This is a genomic window from Veillonella sp. 3891 (genome assembly GCF_003992315.1).
In the GTDB taxonomy this organism is placed as follows: domain Bacteria; phylum Bacillota; class Negativicutes; order Veillonellales; family Veillonellaceae; genus F0422.
This window is the reverse complement of sequence record NZ_RQVE01000022.1, coordinates 1-17439: the sequence shown is the minus strand read 5'-3', so window position 1 is coordinate 17439 and position 17439 is coordinate 1. Positions and strand designations below refer to the sequence as shown.

Annotated in this window: 16 protein-coding genes; 1 reads left to right on the top strand and 15 read right to left on the bottom strand. The window is 40.4% G+C overall.

Annotated elements, in window-relative coordinates; translation table 11 throughout:
• Nucleotides 1–244 precede the first annotated feature (244 nt).
• The 9 genes from EO118_RS08365 to EO118_RS08325 all read right to left on the bottom strand — a co-directional run bounded on the left by EO118_RS08365 (nt 245) and on the right by EO118_RS08325 (nt 7093).
• Nucleotides 245–700 carry an OmpH family outer membrane protein gene (locus EO118_RS08365; protein WP_127069471.1) on the bottom strand — a complete coding sequence of 152 codons (456 nt, stop codon included), beginning with the start codon at nt 698–700 and terminating at the stop codon, nt 245–247.
• A 153-nt stretch (nt 701–853) separates the two neighbouring features.
• Complete coding sequence (locus EO118_RS08360; protein WP_127069474.1) at nt 854–1204, bottom strand: GerW family sporulation protein; 351 nt, start codon at nt 1202–1204, stop codon at nt 854–856.
• A gap of 37 nt (nt 1205–1241) precedes the next feature.
• On the bottom strand, nt 1242–2093 hold the full coding sequence (locus EO118_RS08355; protein ID WP_127069470.1) for a hypothetical protein: 852 nt from the start codon (nt 2091–2093) through the stop codon (nt 1242–1244).
• A gap of 63 nt (nt 2094–2156) precedes the next feature.
• Nucleotides 2157–2735 carry a cob(I)yrinic acid a,c-diamide adenosyltransferase gene (locus EO118_RS08350; protein ID WP_127069469.1) on the bottom strand — a complete coding sequence of 193 codons (579 nt, stop codon included), beginning with the start codon at nt 2733–2735 and terminating at the stop codon, nt 2157–2159.
• A gap of 9 nt (nt 2736–2744) precedes the next feature.
• Complete coding sequence (locus EO118_RS08345) at nt 2745–3695, bottom strand: peptidoglycan DD-metalloendopeptidase family protein (protein WP_127069468.1); 951 nt, start codon at nt 3693–3695, stop codon at nt 2745–2747.
• A gap of 12 nt (nt 3696–3707) precedes the next feature.
• Nucleotides 3708–4229 (bottom strand): DUF4446 family protein, encoded by a 522-nt coding sequence (locus tag EO118_RS08340; protein WP_127069467.1) that lies wholly within the window; start codon nt 4227–4229, stop codon nt 3708–3710.
• A gap of 11 nt (nt 4230–4240) precedes the next feature.
• Nucleotides 4241–5458: a [FeFe] hydrogenase H-cluster maturation GTPase HydF gene (gene hydF / locus EO118_RS08335; protein WP_127069466.1), complete on the bottom strand. Its 1218-nt coding sequence runs from the start codon at nt 5456–5458 to the stop codon at nt 4241–4243.
• Between the two features lie 11 nt (nt 5459–5469).
• A complete protein-coding gene (locus tag EO118_RS08330; protein ID WP_240626926.1) occupies nt 5470–6339 on the bottom strand; it encodes a ParB/RepB/Spo0J family partition protein in 870 nt (289 codons plus the stop codon).
• Nucleotides 6329–7093, bottom strand: coding sequence for a ParA family protein (locus tag EO118_RS08325; protein WP_127069465.1), 765 nt, complete (start codon nt 7091–7093; stop codon nt 6329–6331). The genes EO118_RS08330 and EO118_RS08325 overlap by 11 nt, the downstream gene beginning before the upstream one ends.
• Before the next feature lie 260 nt (nt 7094–7353).
• Between EO118_RS08325 and EO118_RS08320 the strand changes: the two genes are divergently transcribed.
• On the top strand, nt 7354–7848 hold the full coding sequence (locus EO118_RS08320; RefSeq protein ID WP_127069464.1) for a hypothetical protein: 495 nt from the start codon (nt 7354–7356) through the stop codon (nt 7846–7848).
• A 226-nt stretch (nt 7849–8074) separates the two neighbouring features.
• On the opposite strand, the gene EO118_RS08315 is transcribed toward EO118_RS08320, so the two are convergent.
• From EO118_RS08315 to EO118_RS08290, 6 genes are all read right to left on the bottom strand, one after another.
• Nucleotides 8075–10501, bottom strand: a complete 2427-nt coding sequence (locus EO118_RS08315; RefSeq protein ID WP_127069463.1) for a homocysteine S-methyltransferase family protein — start codon at nt 10499–10501, stop codon at nt 8075–8077.
• 354 nt (nt 10502–10855) lie between these two features.
• Nucleotides 10856–11551: a vitamin B12 dependent-methionine synthase activation domain-containing protein gene (locus EO118_RS08310; protein WP_127069462.1), complete on the bottom strand. Its 696-nt coding sequence runs from the start codon at nt 11549–11551 to the stop codon at nt 10856–10858.
• Nucleotides 11552–11694: 143 nt separating this feature from the next.
• Complete coding sequence (gene rsmG / locus EO118_RS08305; protein WP_127069461.1) at nt 11695–12408, bottom strand: 16S rRNA (guanine(527)-N(7))-methyltransferase RsmG; 714 nt, start codon at nt 12406–12408, stop codon at nt 11695–11697.
• A gap of 1 nt (nt 12409) precedes the next feature.
• The gene (mnmG, locus tag EO118_RS08300) at nt 12410–14284 is read right to left on the bottom strand and encodes a tRNA uridine-5-carboxymethylaminomethyl(34) synthesis enzyme MnmG (protein ID WP_127069460.1); all 1875 of its coding nucleotides are present in this window, start codon (nt 14282–14284) and stop codon (nt 12410–12412) included.
• A gap of 8 nt (nt 14285–14292) precedes the next feature.
• Complete coding sequence (gene mnmE / locus EO118_RS08295; protein WP_127069459.1) at nt 14293–15678, bottom strand: tRNA uridine-5-carboxymethylaminomethyl(34) synthesis GTPase MnmE; 1386 nt, start codon at nt 15676–15678, stop codon at nt 14293–14295.
• A 544-nt stretch (nt 15679–16222) separates the two neighbouring features.
• The gene (locus EO118_RS08290) at nt 16223–16828 is read right to left on the bottom strand and encodes a hypothetical protein (RefSeq protein WP_127069472.1); all 606 of its coding nucleotides are present in this window, start codon (nt 16826–16828) and stop codon (nt 16223–16225) included.
• Between the last annotated feature and the right edge of the window lie 611 nt (nt 16829–17439).

Genomic DNA, 17439 nt, shown 5'->3' with positions numbered 1-17439 from the left:
TTTAGATGTCTTTGCAAACACTATTTTATCAGAAAGCTATGAATCTTTTTTAGTTGCACTTAGATCATAAATTCAAGGCATAAAAAAATATCTTGGGGGGATAGCTTTTGCTGTCCCCCCAAAATATATTATAGAACCTATTATACTGCATTCAATAGCATAATATATGCTTGATACTACACTATAAGAATACACAGCATACAGTAAAACCCCTAGGCTATCTAACCTAGGGGCTTGTTATATCTTATTTGTTGATGCGTGCTACTACATCTGGTGTTAAGTCGATAACTTGGTTACCTTCTTTAACAGCACCAGCAGATGTTGGGTTAGCTACTAATACATCAATATCTTTTTCTTTTGCGATAGCTTGAATTGCTTCTGCTACTTTTTTATCCAATGGAGCTAATGCATTTGCTTCTTCTTGATTGTATTTTTCTTGGATGCTACGAACATTTTTATCGAAATATGCTTGTTTTTCAGCATCTGTTTTGAAGTTGTTTAATTTTTTAAATTCACCTTCTAATTTAGGACCGTATTCTGCACGCAATTTATCAATTTGCATTTGGATAGCACCAAAGCCATTGTATCCTGTGTAGATAGCTTCTTCGTTAATTACGCCTACGTTAGCCGCATTAGATACTGTGAAAGCACCAACTACAGCTAGTGCACCTAAAGTTGCGATTTTTTTAGTTAAGTTCATGTATAAGCCTCCCTATGAGAAATATTTTCATCTATTCATCTAGTATAGCAAAGTTATTTCTATTTAGCAAATTACCTTATACCTCTACTATACCCTATGTATATGAATAGTAAATGAAATCCATAGTTACAAATCTATGCAAAGAATTTGCAATTATTGTTCTTCACTTACATATACATATTCTTCTTTTTTCAATTTACTGATAATTTCTGGTACCATGCCGATTAAACGATCGAAGCCAGTATATTTAGCAGATCCTTTGATATTGAATAATTCAATACGTTCCCCTTTGATCACAAGCACAGCTGTTGGCTCTACTTTCGCTCCGCCACCGCCAGCTTTTTGGCATCCACCTAAACCAAGGGATACGTCAACGAATGGTACAATTGTAGTATCGCCTAATTGTACAGCTTCGCCCACTACTGTTTCCACACGAATCATTTCTTTAAATTGTTCAAATAAAGGCTCTAAATTGTCTTTTAAATTAGTAAGTTTAGTATCCATCATGACCTCCTATGATTCTTCAACTTCTGAAAGTTCTTTATTTTGCACTTTGCTTACGACGACGATACTGTACAAATGCTTTTGCACTGTCCATCAGACACTCTCTGACTGCTTTTTTTACTATAAATAGAGTTCCATAGAATGCAAATACACCTAATTGCATATGCCCTTTCACTGTTAAACTACCTGTATAGGCAAACTCTGTATAGGAGAAATTAACTCGTTCCACTTGTTTTGGACATAACGTATAGGCAGCCGCGGTGATCAGACCCATTTCATAAGGTCTAGGAATCCCAAAATCACCTTCTAATTGGAATACTCTAGGACTAGCATGGCTAGCACATTGCTTACTGACCGTAAACAACGCTTCATAAAGTTTAGGGTTTGATACATGTTTCCACCACCAATAGGTTGGTAAGTCTTTTGTATCTTCTTGTTTCTTGGTTGTCTCTTCTTGCGATGATGTAGTTTCTACTGGTTCCAGCACCTGTCCATTTGCATCAAATCGTACAGATTGCACAGGTTCTGGCCCTGAGTATCCAGATAGTGGATACGGATCTGGTTCATCTAGTACTTCTTTTGTGTCTACATCTTCTTTACTGTCTGTCGCTAACGGGTCTAATTCTTCTTTTACCCTACGATTTAACCAATCTTCGTAATCACGGGCAGAACCAACTTTCATAGACCCTAATACATAGACCTCCTTAAACAAGGGATGCCCTTGCTTATACGCAAGATGTACCTTCAATACTCGATACATCCACTCAATACGGAAGTCAAATTCATAAGGCTTGCGCGAACTTACTTTCAGACTATATGTGATAGGAATACATAAAATGGCTATGATGAAAGCTATTACTAGCAGCAATAGAATCATCCATAGTGACACGATACCACCTACCTTTCAGTATGTTATACGATATACATACTTAAATTATACCATTCTTTACCCTTAATGCTCAATACCAAGGCGTGCTTCTACGCCTTGATCATAATAATGACGGTACGCCTCCATGACGGTGACCAAATCCGCTTCATCCAATAACCATTGAGGAGCACCACGGCCAGTGAATACCACTTCTACATTAGGATTACGAGCCGCTAGTAACGCACGCCCTTCCGCTTCGTCAATTAACCCGAAAAATAGCGCCATATTGTATTCATCTAAGATAACAATATCAAAGTCTCCTGTAGCCACCGCTTGTAGGGCTCGTTCTTGACCAATGTGAATTAAGTCTTTGTACTCTTGTGGGGGCTGCCCTTTGGGAAAGACCACTACATCATCCCCCCATCGACGCAACTCTTCCTCGCTTTTCATGCCTTCTGGAATGATGAAAAATGGTTTTCCTACTGTTTCTACTGTGATAGGTTCCAAATGATCTAATACAGCATGTTCTGAGTACACTTTTGACTTCATAAATTGAAGTAATAGCACTTTCTTACCAACTCCAGCAGCACGCACCGCTAGACCGATGGCAGCAGTTGTTTTTCCCTTGCCATCACCTGTATAAACTTGCACATAGGATTTCATAATTGCCTCCTATTGAATGGGCAAAAATAATAATGGATCTGTAGCCACACCATTCACACGCACTTCGTAATGAACATGGCTACCCGTACTTTTACCAGTACTTCCCATCAATGCAATGGATTGTCCTTTTTTCACAGTCATTCCTACTTGTACTAGGAGCGCTGAATTATGCCCATATTTTGTCACAAATCCATTACCATGATCAATTTCTATTTCATTACCATAGCCGCCATTATACCCTGCATAGGTCACAGTGCCCGCCGCAGTAGCTACTACTGTCGTTCCCGTATCATTGGCGATGTCTAAGCCTTCATGAAAAGCTCCTCCACCGTACACTGGATCTTGTCGTGCTCCAAAAGTAGAGCTAATGACGCCTTTTGCAGGCCAAATGGATGGCATATGACTATTGGCATCCGTTGCATCACCTTCTATAGCTAGCATAGATTGTAATTCTCGAATATCTTTACCCACTCCATCTTTGAGGACATTATAGAGGGTATACATAGACACCAGACGTCGTTGTGCTTGCCGATCTAGGCTAGATATATGGGCAGATAATTGGGTAGTTGTGAAAGTTTTATTTGAGCTTTTGGGAGAAGGGTCCTCTTTCTCTTCTTTACTTTGTGTACTACCATCTGTTTTTGACACTGTACCTGACTCTGTACCTTTAATCATATTTCTAATATTTTGATCGAGTTCATCCAGAGTCTTCATTTTTTTATCTAAGACCTCTACCTTTTGATCCAATAGTTTTAATTGCTCTTTTTGTAATTGATTTTCTTGGCGCAATTGTAAGACTTCTACTTGCCGCGCAATCCCCCAGATACCAAATCCTAATAAAATGACTAAGACCGCAATTACTATGATGGCTATGGTCTTACTTTGTTGTTTTGTAAACCGCAAATTCCAGTCATCACCATGTTGATTTAGATGTGACTGCAACCACTTAGGTATTTGCATATAACATCCTTTCTATGCTGACACGGAAGAACTGGCTAACACATCTCCATTGCTTCGTTGTCCCATAGCAGATTGCAAGCTAGCTAATTCTTCTTGTGAAAGACTGGCTAAACTTTTGCCATTCACAATTGGTTTCGTAAAAATACGTGATTCATTTCGTCCATACACACTGGAAATGACAATCCCATTGAAATTGCCATCTAATAATGTTAAGGAAAAAGATAGTTCATTACCGATATTTTCAAAAGCATTATATTTCACAAAGCCAATATGCTGAAATGTTTGTGCCTGTGTAGATTGAATCACTTTTTGTTCTGATAAAATCGTTTGCCAAGTGCTTGCCATATCTCGTAATTCTTTTACTTCAATGGCAAGGCGTCGCTCAATACTCTGACCATTTTCGCCATCCATAAAGTATCGATACCGCTTGGTTAGACGACTCAATCGAATATGTAAACTGAATGCATGTAATACTAGCAGTACAATGATTCCCGCTAATATCCATGGTAACCAAGGTAATAGTTGTTCTAACACAATAATCCTTTCTATTCTAATTCATGTTCAAATGGCTTGATAGCACGTTGTAAAATGCCATGTAAAGAGGCTATCAATACACCGTAGTTAACGATAGGAACCCCTTGCACAGAGGCTACATCAATACGTCGTAATACCTCTCGACGTGTCAACATACAGCCACCGCAGTGGATGATGACATCATACTTAGATACGTCATGAGGGAAATGTCCACCGCTAGTCCACTCTAGTTCTAAGTCTGTGTATCCTTTTGCTTTCAGCCATCTTGGAATCTTTACCGTTCCAATATCTTCACATTGTTGGCGATGTGTACAGCCTTCACTGATCAACACCTTAGAGCCTGCTCGCAATTGGTCTATGGCGTGTACACCTGCCACTAAATCTTTTAATTTTCCTTTAAACCGTGCCATCAAAATGGAAAAGCTTGTTAAAGCTATCTCCTCTGGTACAATTTGACTCACCGCCTCAAAAGCTTGAGAGTCTGTAATCACTAATTTTGGTGGCTTATGTAATTGCTCCAACGTAGTTGCCAGTTCCTCTACTTGGCAAACCATAGCCATGCCATGATGGTCCAAAATTTCTCGAATCATTTGCACTTGTGGCAAAATAATACGACCTTTGGGAGCCGATTCGTCAATTGGACATACTAAGACAAAGACATCTTTTTCTTCGATATAACCACCTAATAAAGATTGTACATCCTCATCTACAGGTTTTAATTTACTTAATGCCTCTAGCAAAGTCATGCGGTTTACTCTATCGTTGACATCTGCTATTACTATCTGCGATGTATAAGGTTGTAATTCTCCGTGGGATTTAATGAAGTCAGAACCTTGATGACCTTCTACTTCATTGATGACCACCAACGTAGGTATATGGCTACTTTGCAGTTGTTGTAACCACTCTATATCTTCTGGTATGGGCTCGATATCTGTGCGCAACATATACACGGCTAAATTCATCGTTGGCAATACTTGTTTCGTTTTTTCTACCCGCAACAACCCTAATTCCGATGTATCATCAATACCTGCCGTATCTACGATCATCACAGGGCCTAATGGCAATAGTTCCATCCCTTTAGACACTGGATCTGTCGTCGTTCCTGCAATAGGAGATACTAAGGAAATCTGTTGCTCTGTTAACGTGTTAATCAAGGTAGATTTACCCGCATTACAGCGCCCAAAAAAGCCTATGTGCAAGCGATTCCCTCTAGTTGTTTCTAATACCATAGACTCCCTTTCTATTCACTTTCGATATAGCTGATTAAACGCATTAATTCTTCTTCACTTTTGAAAGAAACTTCAATGGTTCCTTGTACTTTTTTTGTATTTTTTAAACGAATATCTACAGGAGTCCCTAAGCTATCTTTCAATCGTTGCATTAACTTGCGCAACTCCGCTGTTGGTTGAGGCTGAGACGACGTTAAGCGTTTCTTGCCAGCCTGTAGTTCTTTTACCAATTGTTCGACTTGACGGGCATTTAAATCTTTTTCCTTAATCCGTTCTAAGGCTTGTAATTGTAAATGTTCCCCATCTAACGCCAATAACGGTCTTGCTTGCCCTATAGTTAGCATACTTGTTTCTAGCTCTTGTTGTAAAAACTCTGGTAATTGTAATAATCGCACAATATTCGCCACGTAGGAACGACTACGACCTACGGTCATAGCGATTTCTTCCTGTGTTTTTTTGAAAGTATCCATTAAATACTGATACCCAAAGGCTTCCTCAATAGGGTTTAAATTCTGCCGTTGCAAATTTTCTACTAAGGCAATTTCACTCACTTCTTCTGTTGTATAGTCACGAACTACCACAGGAATTTTAGTCAATCCCGCTTGTTGACACGCACGCCAACGACGTTCACCCGCTACGATTTCATAATGATCATCTACTTTGCGAACTGCAATAGGTGCAATGAGTCCATGAGCCTGAATCGATGCTACTAGGCTTTCCATATCTTCTTCTGTAAAGCGTTTACGGGGCTGATTAGGGTTAGGTTGTATTTTAGTAATATCCATTTCATAGCCACTTTTATGACCATCTTTAAAAGAACCAGACAAGCCAAACGACCCTAAGCCTTTACCAAGACCACCTTTTGATTTCTTAAGCTCCACGCTCAATTACCTCCCGTGCTAAGGCACAATATACTTCAGCTCCTTTGGACCTTTTATCATAGATAACTACTGGCAATCCATGGCTAGGAGCTTCTCCCAATTTCACATTTCGTGGTATCGTTGTTGTATATACAGCATCGCCAAAGTAATTCGTTACTTCTTCTGCCACCTGTACCGCTAACTTAGTTCTACCATTATACATAGTCAGCACAACACCTTCTAATTCTAATTCTGTATTTAGTTCTTCTTGTACTAACTCGATAGTTTTCACCAGTTGGCTCACACCTTCTAAGGCATAGAACTCTGTTTGTATAGGGATTAATACGCTATTGGAGGCGGTTAATGCATTGATTGTTAACATACCCAAGGAAGGAGGACAGTCAATAATAATATAGTCATAGTCATCTACGATAGGTGCTATCCGTTGTTTCAATGTATACCCTTTGTCTTCCATCGCTACTAAGTCTACCTCAGCTCCTGCTAAATCGATGGTAGTCGGTGCAACTTGCAGTGTATCTATGACAGTAGATTCTATGATATCAGTGATAGACACATCGTCCACAAGCATTTCATACACACCGTGGTCAATGTCCTCTTTATCGATTCCTAATCCACTTGTAGCATTTCCTTGAGGATCTAAGTCTAATAAGAGTACTCGTTTTCCTTCTACAGCCAAACAAGCGCTCAAATTAACAGCAGTTGTCGTTTTACCAACACCGCCTTTTTGGTTGGCTACGGCAATAATTCTAGCCATGATTTCACCTCTTTCTTATCGTCTTATCACATTATAACATAGATTATTGTATTTTTTATGAAAGGCAACAGTATTTCCTCATCTTTTTCATATATTTTTTACTGTTTCACGTGAAACAGTATAATTTCTATCTAATTAATTGTTTCACGTGAAACAATCCCTCTATGAACCACTATATAGACACTTTTAAGCATTGACAAACAGTTTTATATACAGTACGATTTTCATATGATTTATAATAACTATGAAAGGATAGGCTCATGATGAAACAACTACGTCCTTGGATACTTGTTATCGCCTTTTTATTCGCTCACTTTTCCACTTCACAATTGGAAGCGATGCATGTAAAAGGAAATGAACTACCAGCAACAGACTTAGTGGTAGCAGGCATCCCTGCAGGATCTACTACCGATGCTATTTATAAAAGTTTGGGGGATCCTACTGCTCTTAAACCAAATAGAGTAATTTACGGAGGCATCACCTTCCATGTAAGTAACAAACACTTTCCTGAAACAACAATGACAACTATAGACAACCGAGATGCTGTCACTGCCAGAGGTATCGCTGTCGGAGATAGTATAGCAGACATTTATACAAAATATGGTCAACCTAGTATGGTATATAATAAAGAAGGCGTTCACGTTCTTTTTTATGGCGTATATATGCCAACTTACGATTATAGAAAAGGAGTTGAATTTGTTACAAATGGAAATTCTATCATAAGAATTAAGATACTCAGCGGTATTTCTCAGTAATGTTTCACGTGAAACATCTTACAGATTAATCAAAATACACGTGTGATGAAATCCGTATTCAACGCATATCTACATATACATAAAAAGGAACATGGCATGATTTTTGCCATGTTCCTTTTTATATATTTTTTATAAAGAATTTTAAGCCATCTAATTCTTCTAGATACCTTATCCCATGGAGTAACTCTTCTGAGAATTCTGCCTACTAAGTGTTATAGTATGCTAACTATTCATCACCTAATAAGCCTTTCACTATATTCACCGCAGAAATACCATCTTTGGCATAAGAATCAGCACCGGCTTCATCTGCATAGGCCTGGGACAATACCGCACCACCTACGAGGACCTTCGCATTGACGCCAGCTTCACGTACTGCCGCAATGGTTTCATTGATCATCGGCATTGTCGTAGTCATCAAGGATGCTATACCAATAATCGGTGCATTGTGTTCTTTCGCTGCTGCAACGATTTCTTCTGGTGACACGTCTTTGCCTAAGTCTACGATTTGGTATCCATTGTTTTCTAACAAGGCAGATACGATATTCTTACCTAAGTCATGGATATCACCTTTTACGGTAGCTAGGATAATCGTCGCCTTCTTCTCTGCTGTCCCTTCCGGCAACACTTCTTTAATCGTTGTGAACGCCGCTTGCATTGTTTCTGCTGCTAGCATTACTTGTGGCAAGAACGCTTTACCAGATCCGAATCTTTCCCCTACTACTGCCATAGCATCGGATAAACCTCTACGAGTTACTTCCAATGGGTCTAACCCTTTTGCCAAAGCATCTTTGACTAAAGGAACTACTGCCTCTTTTTCCCCTTGCTCTACGGCATGTTTAATGCATTCAATCGGGTCATCACTATGGAAGGCTTCCGCTGCAGCTTTCACTTTTTTCGTCACCACTGCATTTTCATCGTCATCACCGTACTCAGCAATAAAGTCCGCCGCTGCTGGGTCAAACCCCATGAATGTACGCCCTGTAATGAAAGCTTTTCGTACAATTTCATTCATTGGGTTCATGATAGGACATGTCAAACCATTGCTTAATGCCATCGTTAAGAACTGTGCATTTAAGTACGCCCGTTGTGGCAAGCCAAAGGATATGTTGGATAAGCCCATCACCGTTGGGAAACCAAATGTTTCAGCGTAGAGTTTCAATGTTTTTAATGTTTCTCGTGCTGCATGTTGGCTACTTGCTAAGGTTAACACCAATGGGTCTAGCAATAAATCATTTGGACGTAAGCCGTAGTTATACGCTTCTAATACGATTTCCTTCGCTAAGGACACACGCTCTTCTGCCGTTTCTGGCAATTCTTTTTTACCTAATGGCAAGCATAATAGCGCTGCACCATAGCGTTTTGCTAATGGTAATACCGCTTCCAATTGTTCTGGCTCTGCGTTCACAGAGTTCAACAATGGACGACCTGGATAAGCTTTTAAACCAGCTTCCATCGCGACTGGATCTAAGGTATCAATGGATAATGGAACCTCTACAAGCATCGTCAATTCTTCGATAGCTCGTTTCATTGTTTCCCCTGGATCAACGCCAGTGACCCCCATATTCACATCTAGTACATCAGCGCCTGCTTCTACTTGGGCTAAGGCATCTTTTTTTACCATTAAGAAACTACCCTTACGGATTTCTTCTGCTAGTACCTTACGACCTGTTGGGTTAATACGTTCCCCGATAATGATTGGTTTTTCTTGTAAGCCTACTTTCACTACGCTAGTACGGCTTGTAAAAGCTGTAAATGGTTCCACATATGGTCGTTCTGCTGGTGTATGCGCTCGCGCCGCTTTGGCGATAGCCTCGATGTGTTTTGGTGTACTACCGCAACATGCGCCCAAATAGGATGCCCCTGCATCAAGGAAACGAGGAGCATATTCACCCATTTCTTCTGGTCCCAATGGGAAGATGGTTTCTTTCCCTACTAATTGTGGCATACCCGCATTCGGCTGAATACTAATTGGTAAATTCGTTACCGCCGCCATACGTTCTACCAACGGCAATAATTGCTCAGGCCCTAAAGAACAGTTAATACCTACAATATCTGCTTCCATAGCATCCATCAAGATAGCCGTTGCTTCTGGTGGTGTACCTGTGATAGTACGACCATCTTCACTGAAAGAAAACTGACAAATGATTTTCACATCGTCTTTTGTTTTTCCTAATTCGTCACGTGCATCTTTTGCACCCAATAAAGCTGCACGCATTTCTTGGATGTCGATGATGGTTTCGATAATAATATAATCTACACCGGCATCGATGAGGACTCTTGCTTGATCTCTGAAAGTCTCATAAATCTCATCAAATTGAGCTACCCCGAGTGGCGCCATAAAGCGACCGCTAGGACCCATATCGCCTGCAATTTTTGCATTCGGGTTAATCTTATCCCGAGCCGCTTGTGCTACTTTCACAGCAGCACGATTAATTTCATCCATACGATGACCCAATTGATATTCATCCAGTTTTAAAGCTGTCCCACCAAAAGTGTTAGTCGTAATAATATCGCTACCATGACGCAAATATTCTGCGTGGATATGTTCCACCACGTCCGGATGTTCTACGTTAAATAATTCTGGACAAGCCCCGTCACCAAGACCTGCCGCTTGCAGCATGGTACCCATACCGCCATCTATAATATATACCATATGTCCCTCACTTATGTATCAGGCACATTGCTCGCCCTAGGCAATATACTTCGCATGATGATGAAACTCTTCCCCAGCATCAGTACATCACGCTACTTATCTATACATCTAATTATTGTTCTTAATTAAAATCTCTTTGTTAGCATCTTACAGTTATCAGTATGATATAAAGTACCCCTACTACAGCTAAGCCATACGCAACTACTATAACAACTTATACTGATTGACACTGTATACCAACGATAGTACTACCAATAGTTATTATACCTTACACAAATATCAATTATGTTGCAAAAAGTATAACTATCATTAGGATATCTTTTCCATATTATTTATCACAAACAGTATGTGTATTTAAATACACGAAGTTGTTCCCTTATCTGGTAACTTCCGAGATGCACAATCTACTTGACTGCAAGATGTGCAACCCCGTTGTGTCTTTGGTCCTTCTTCATCAACTGTTTGACAGCCTACGATAGCCGTTACTGATTTACGTGGAAATAGCATACTTGTGTCTGTCACTGTCAATCCAATTTCTTCTGTTTTAATAATCTTAGCAAATTCTTGCTGTACTGTGACTGGCCAATTGCCATAGCCTGGGCTAAAGCGCCATGTCGTTTTAAAACCTTGCTTTTTCGCATCTCGATCAATGAGTTCATTGACTTGATCTGCCACTTGTTCTACTGCCGTTGTGGCCGCTGCATCTACGAGGAGACCTAGTGTAGATTTGCCTTCTTTAAATAAAGCAGAACTACGTTCTTCTACGGCTTCTCCTACTGTAACTGCTAACACATATACTTTTTTAGCATTTCCTAAATGACGGATAATGCCTGTCGCATCTAGCACCATCGGTGGATTACTGAGTATGGTATGCGTTTCTGGATCGTAATCATAGCATTGGTACACACCACGAGGTTCTGCCACCAATTGTACTTCTAGGGCAGCTTCTTTCACATACTGCTCTGGAAATCCCTCCGCATGCTTTAATCCAGAGTATCGTTTTATTTCATCTTCATTGAGTTTTGGTAATCGTCCGTTATAGATTGCCATTATCTCACCTCAATCTTGTATTACAAATATAAAACATGTGCGAACACAGAGTGACCGCACATGTAAAAGAGTACCTAATAAGTATACCATAGTTCATACTTATAAGCATTTTTCTATATTTTATTATAAGTTATAGTAGAAAGCTATAAAGATTTTGTTTTAATCTCTTTTGGTTTCCGAGGATATTTCTTTGCCGTAGACTTTACCTTTTTAATATACACGATAGCGCGTTTATCCTCTAAGGTAGGTAACGTCACTTCTTTGACCTCTACAATTTCACCGCCCAAGATGGATAGGGCACGTTTACTTTCCTCTAGTTCTTCTTGGACAATAGAGCCTTTTAATGCCACCATGTAGCCCCCTACTTTCACGTAAGGCAGTCCCCATTCCAATAAGATGGATAAACGGGCCACTGCACGGCTAGTGAGAAGATCGAAGGATTCCCGATACTCCTGGTGTGCCAAATCTTCCGCACGGCCATGTAAGGTTTGTAATCCTTGCAAACCTAGGTCTTCAATCACACCATCTAAAAAGCGCAATCGTTTTTGTAAGGAATCAAATAAGGTAATACGCAAGGATGGATCGTATATGCCCAAGGGAACTCCTGGAAAGCCGGCACCGGTACCTAAATCGATAACCGCCGCATCCTTTGTAAAATACTTAGGGTCATAGCAAGATAGAGAGTCCACCACATGTTTTAAGGCAAACTCTTCTGGCTCAGTAATACCCGTTAAATTCATATGCTCATTAGTGGTGACCACTTGTTCGTAAAACCGTTGTAATTGATCCACTTGTGTGTCAGTGAGGGCTAAGCCAAAGGCTGTGGTATGGGCTTTCACATAGTCTGAAAATGTCATATTAACCTCTTTCACGGTAGTACTGCTCAATTTGCACTAACAGTACAGAAATATCCGCAGGAGACACCCCTGAAATACGGCTCGCCTGACCAATGGAATGTGGACGAATAGCCGTCAATTTTTGGATGGCTTCCAAAGAAATACCTTTCATGGACGTGTAATCCCAGTCTTGAGGAATAATTTTAGCTTCTAACTTACGAACTTTTTCCACTTGTTCTAGTTGCTTTTTAATATAACCATCATAAGTAATGGTAATATCGATTTCTTCTTCCACCGGCGCTTCATAGCGAGGCAAGCCGAAGGCTTCTGCCACTACTCCATAGGATAGTTCGTTACGTTTCACTAAATCGTAAGCCTTGATGCCCGTCTTAATACGAGGTGTGCCAATGCGATCTAGGATTTGCTGTGTTTCTTCGCTAGGGTTTACAGGTGTATCTGCTAGCAATTGAATAGCTTCTTCAATCTTGTCTTGTTTCTCTTTGAAAGCCTTATACCGTTCTTCCTTCACAAGTCCGATTTCATATCCTTTTTCAGTGAGTCGCATATCCGCATTGTCTTGACGAAGTAACAAGCGATATTCACTGCGGCTGGTCATCATACGGTATGGTTCTTTCGTTCCTTTTGTCACTAAATCGTCGATAAGTACGCCGATGTAGCCTTCAGAACGAGATAGAATGAATGGCTCTTTGCCTTCTAACCATAAAGCGGCATTGATACCTGCCATTAATCCTTGTGCCGCCGCTTCTTCATAGCCAGATGTACCATTCGCTTGACCTGCAGAATACAAACCTTGGATATGCTTCACTTGTAACGCCGGTGTCAATTGCAATGGATCTAAACAATCGTATTCAATAGCGTAGGCAGGGCGCATGATTTCCACATCTTCTAGGCCCGGAATAGTACGCAAAAACGCATATTGTACATCGATAGGTAAGCTCGTACTCATGCCTTGTACATACATTTCATTTGTATGATTGCCCTCTGGCTCCACGAATAATTGATGACGCTGTTTATCTTCAAAACGAACCACTTTATCTTCGATAGATGGACAATATCTTGGGCCCGTTCCTTCGATGACACCCGTATACATTGGGGCACGGTGTAAATTGCCACGGATGATATCATGTGTATTTTGATTGGTGAAAGTCAACCAACATACTTGCTCATTTCGATCGATCCAATCAGACATGAAAGAGAAGGATCTATGGTGAGAGTCACCAGGTTGCATTTCCATATTCTCTGTGTGCAATGTTCGTTTATCTACACGAGCTGGCGTCCCTGTTTTGAAGCGCATCAACTTAATGCCATGATTCAATAAAGATTGAGACAATAACTCCGCTGTCCGTTGTCCATTAGGACCACCTGTATACGCCAATTCACCAGTAATAATCTTACCTTTTAAGTACGTACCTGTACATAAAATGATGGCCTTTGCTTGGTATACTTCGCCTAATTCAGACACAATGCCTTGTACCACACCATCTTCGATGAGCAATTCATTGACCATGATTTGCTTCACATTGAGGTTCTCAGTATTTTCTAAGACTTCTTTCATACGGCGTTGGTAGGCCACTTTATCAGATTGAGCCCGCAAGGAATGTACCGCAGGTCCCTTTCCTGTATTGAGCATGCGCATTTGGATGGCTGTCGCATCCGCATTGATGCCCATTTCACCGCCCAAAGCATCTAGTTCACATACTAGATGACTTTTACCAGGTCCCCCAATGGCTGGGTTACATGGCATAAGAGCAATGTTATCTAAATTCAATGTGGCCATCAACGTGCGGTGCCCCATGCGAGCTGTGGCTAAAGCAGCCTCACAACCAGCATGACCACCGCCAATGACGATCACATCATACGTATCTACTAAATACATGTATTCTCCTATTTTCCTAAACAGAATCGTTTAAATAATTCATCCACCATGGATTCACGTAAACTTTCACCAGTAATATCACCTAACAATTCCCAAGCAGCGCGAATGTCCGTGACGATTAAATCGATAGGCATGCCGCTATCTATGGCAAGAATAGATTGGTCCAAGCTAACTTTCGCCTGTTCCATCAAGGTAATGTGGCGCACATTGCTGAGCATCGCCTCATGACTGGCCTGTACAGAACCGCCTTGTACCAAGGACGTAATGACCTTTGCCATCTCCTCCATACCTTCCCCTTGGGCTGCACTGATGGTGACAATCTCTGTGAAAGTCCCTAGTGCTGCAATCTCTTCCTTAGTAATACATTGTGTTTGGTCTGCTTTATTCAAGAAGATAATGCTTGGACGATTCGTAATGAGCTGTAATAGCTCTTGTTCTTCTAGTTCCAATGGTTTGGACCCATCAATGACAAGGACCACTACATCTGCTTTATCTAAATATTGACGTGCTTTTTCAACGCCCATACTTTCCACAATATCCTCGGTCTCACGAATCCCTGCCGTATCAATTAAGCGCACCGAAATCCCTTGGATGGTCAAAAATTCTTCAATACTATCACGTGTGGTGCCTGGAATATTCGTCACAATGGCACGGTCCTCACGAAGTAAGGCATTCATCAAACTAGATTTCCCCGCATTAGGACGACCAATGATAGAAACCATCACACCATCACGCAATAATTTACCACGTTGTGCTGTCGCCAATAAGGTATCCATCTTCTCAAGAATAGGAGTTAACCCTGTACGTACCTCTTGAGCCGATACCTCTTCAATATCTTCCTCCGGATAATCAATGGTTACCTCTAAATGAGCAATCATAGCGATTAACTCATCTCGTAAGGCACGAATATACTTGGACAAGGTACCGTCTAATTGATTCACTGCCACTTCCAAAGATTGTTCCGTCTTCGCATCAATAATGTCGATGATCGCTTCCGCTTGGGTTAAATCAATACGACCATTTAAGAATGCTCGCTTCGTGAACTCCCCTTCTTCCGCCTGACGTACACCTTCTGACAATAGGACTTTCAGTATTTCACGGACCGACACAAAACCGCCGTGACATTGAATCTCTACCACATCCTCTGCCGTATAGGAATGAGGACCTTTCATCAACACCACGATGACCTCATCCAAGGTTTTGCCCGTTTTAGGATGGACAATATGACCATAATGGATCGTTCGCGTCTGACGCTCACCTAGTGGCACAGATTGTTTACTGTGAAAGATACGATTCACAACATCACAAGCCTTGGGACCACTGACACGGATAATACCAATACCGCCAATCCCCGGAGCCGTTGCAATCGCTGCAATCGTGTCATCTAAAAACATAGTATCTCCTGTCTACATCAATGTCATTGTTCTAGCATATAACTAATATATATCCCTCACGAGGATGCACAATATATAGTATCATTATGATACTTTCATACTACACATAAAGAACATACCTGACATCGAGTAATACCATTTCACATAAAAAGAAAAGGCCTTTTGGCCTTATATAAATTATATCATGCAACTAGGGTAACATCAATGATAGATAGGAGAAAACTCCCTGAGGAACGCCATTACGAGTAGCAGCCTTGTGGCGTTCTTTCACTACCTAAATCACACAGATACAAAAAGAGCACGGTGTGCCCCGAACAAACATTATGAAATGCCGTTTGCGAGGGGGATATCGTGCTCTTCCAATCCCCTGAGGAATGCAGTTGTACGTAGCATATCTTGTGGTGCCCTTTAGTACCTAAATTCAACAAACACAAAAAGGCGTGGCATGTTCCTGAGCAAACATTATGAAATACCGTTTGCGAAGGAATGTGCCACGCCTTTCTATTTTGTGAATCGAGGTTCACCACAAGATTGCATAGGGGAGCTAGTTTCTTTTCTTAATCATCCAATAGATATAATAAATTACCAATCCATACGTAAGTACATCATATACTTGTAAGAATGGAACCATCGCAGATAGACGTTTAAATCCATGTACGTGAATATTAGCACCAATTAACGCTACCAAATTTAATCTATGAATCCAAACAGCTGCTTTACGAGGCATAGATGTAGCAATACCTTTAAACCATGGTGTTAGGAATAAAATACCCACTAGGAACGCAATAAACATCCCTACAAGAGATACATAACCGCCCCACCAGCCTAAGGCTGTTTTAGCATGACCAAAATATTCATACCAGTGAATACCTAGCATTGCCGTTACTACAATCCCTACAATACGGTGCACCTTGTACATTTCACCTACATTATAACGTGTAGTAAACCATTTTGGTTTCGTTGTCAAATACGTTAATATCACCCAAGATGAAAATGGAATCAAACCTAAATAAATCTGCCATTTGAATGGAGGTCTATTTTGTAAATAATAGCCATACTCAACCATACCTATTAAAGCTAACGATAACAAAGCAATCCACACTAAAATATGGTACTTGCTCTTAAACTGCTTTTGTCCTGAACTTTCCATCGTCACATGACACTCCTTATCCAATAATACCAAAATAAAAATTTATACTGTTAAAGTATAACAATATCAATTATCATTGTAAAGAATAGATAAGTATGAATTTCTCATAATATACAGACATTTTACGCATTCATATTAGATAAGACATATCATTTACATATTAATAACCCTGAGGAACGCCGTTACGAGTAGTAGCCTTGTGGCGTTTCCTTGCTATCTGAATCACACAAACACAAGAAGAGCACGGTGTGCCACGAACAAACATTATGAAATACCGTTTGTGAGGGGTATACCGTGCTCTTCCCTTTGCTTATTCAATTACGAACGCCATAGGCTACATAGCAAAACAAGTGACGATACATAGCGGAACAAGTGACAATTGTATTTAATACTCTCCTATGCTATACTTAACTTGTAAAAAGAAGAGCCACCAACGTGTTCGAGGCGTTAGGCTCATCTCAAAATGTAACAAAATTGATTATGCCTAACGTGTGAGATCCGTGAAACCTCATTTCGTTAGGCGTTTTCATTAACCTTGAATTTATGATCTAAGTGCAACTAAAAAAGATTCATAGCTTTCTGATAAAATAGTGTTTGCAAAGACATCTAAA